Below are 1,567 nucleotides of genomic sequence, written 5' to 3' on the forward strand. Positions count from 1 at the left end.
ACCCAGAAATTCGAAGCGGTATCAACGAATCTGTTAGCGAATCTTTGAAATCACTTGTTGACAACGGTATTGAGCTTGATAGTGAAGTTGTTGCTATTTCAAGCGCTATCGCATTCAATACAACTTGTGAGATTCTAAGAGCTTATGATTCATATGTTCAAGAGCACAAGAATCAATAGTATTCATTACAATCTCTAAAGCTTCATTAGCGTTTACCACTTTTGGTAGGCGCTTTTTTTGTCCACTATATGGATATCGTTTTGGTTTCATGTTTGTTCCTTTCTAGTCCTCAAATTTTTCCCACGACTCGTTGATTCGCAATTTCTTGTTAATGCGAAGCTTCAAGTCATCACTTCCTTTGCCGTCTTTAAAAAGTTGCGTGATGGCTGATGGGGTAACGCCTACGACGATAGCCAAATCCGTCTGCGACCATCCACGCTTCTCAATCCGCTCTTTTACAAGCTCAATCCATTTAAGATGTTGTTGACTCATGCGACCTCCTCCTTTTTGAAAAATAAAAATGCCCTATCAAATTGATAGAGCATGCGATATAATATTTTACGGCACTTCTACACCGCCTACGAAAGGAGGTGAGATAGCCCATGATGGAACTAATCCTTAAAACTATCATCGGACCAATTGTGGTCGGTGTCGTTCTTCGTTTAGCCGACAAATGGCTGAACAAGGACAAATAGTGTCAAAAAAAGACCCCAAGCTTAATGTGGAAGTTAGCCTGGGGTCTTTTCTAGTCCATGATATAGAACTAATCCTTAATTCCCCTATATTATCTCACATGCTCTATTCAATTGTCAATGGACAAAGTTAAAAGGTTAGTAAATTATTTTATAAAATGCTTGACAGTTTTTAGCGTATCTGCTAAAATGAAGGCATAATTAAAAACCTTGATAAAACCTTATATCTATCAATTTTCTTGCTCGCCAAAGCTATTTTATTTTTAGATAAGTTTTAACTCCGTTTTTTACTAACTCATTAACTTACAAAAACTATTTTAGCGTAAACGCAAAATGATGTCAACTATTTTTTTGCGTATTTTGTAAAATATTTTTTGTCATGTCTTAGAAAGGCTGATAAATCAATGTTTTCTACTTTTGAAATCGTAAAAGATTTATGTGAAAAACAAGGGATTTCGCTAAATACTTTAGAAGATAAGCTAAAACTAGGCAAAAATTCTTTGTACGGGTTGAAAAGGAATCAGCCATCAGCTGACCGCCTACAACAAATCGCCGACTACTTCGGCGTGTCTACCGACTACCTTCTGGGCAGAACCGACAACCCACGGATAGCCACCGAGGCAGACCAAGGTCCAGACGACATCGACGAAATCATAGCTAACGCCATGATGTTCGACGGCAAACCACTGACTGATGATGATAAGCGGGCTATCCGTGGCATCATTGCGGGTTATATGAGCAGCAAGGGAGATTGAGGATGAAAGAAATAATCTATCTGGACACAAATTTAGTTAACTCTCTACTCGCTCAGAAAAATCGGGGGTTGGTCACAAAATTGGTTAATGAAAACAGTGAATCAGACTCTAATGCAGAGG

Annotated in this window: 3 protein-coding genes; 2 read left to right on the forward strand and 1 reads right to left on the reverse strand. The window is 38.4% G+C overall.

Annotated features, from left to right (window positions below; translation table 11 throughout):
• Nucleotides 1–282: 282 nt before the first annotated feature.
• A complete protein-coding gene (locus HSISS2_RS06860) occupies nucleotides 283–492 on the reverse strand; it encodes a helix-turn-helix domain-containing protein (protein WP_021146044.1) in 210 nt (69 codons plus the stop codon).
• Nucleotides 493–602: 110 nt separating this feature from the next.
• On the opposite strand from HSISS2_RS06860, the gene HSISS2_RS06865 reads away from it, so the two are divergent.
• Both HSISS2_RS06865 and HSISS2_RS06870 read left to right on the forward strand, forming a co-directional pair.
• Nucleotides 603–695 (forward strand): type I toxin-antitoxin system Fst family toxin, encoded by a 93-nt coding sequence (locus HSISS2_RS06865; protein ID WP_000970295.1) that lies wholly within the window; start codon nucleotides 603–605, stop codon nucleotides 693–695.
• Between the two features lie 401 nt (nucleotides 696–1,096).
• Nucleotides 1,097–1,447: a helix-turn-helix domain-containing protein gene (locus HSISS2_RS06870; RefSeq protein WP_021146045.1), complete on the forward strand. Its 351-nt coding sequence runs from the start codon at nucleotides 1,097–1,099 to the stop codon at nucleotides 1,445–1,447.
• Nucleotides 1,448–1,567 lie beyond the last annotated feature (120 nt).

This window comes from Streptococcus sp. HSISS2 (assembly GCF_000448665.1).
GTDB classification, from domain to species: Bacteria; Bacillota; Bacilli; order Lactobacillales; family Streptococcaceae; genus Streptococcus; species Streptococcus raffinosi.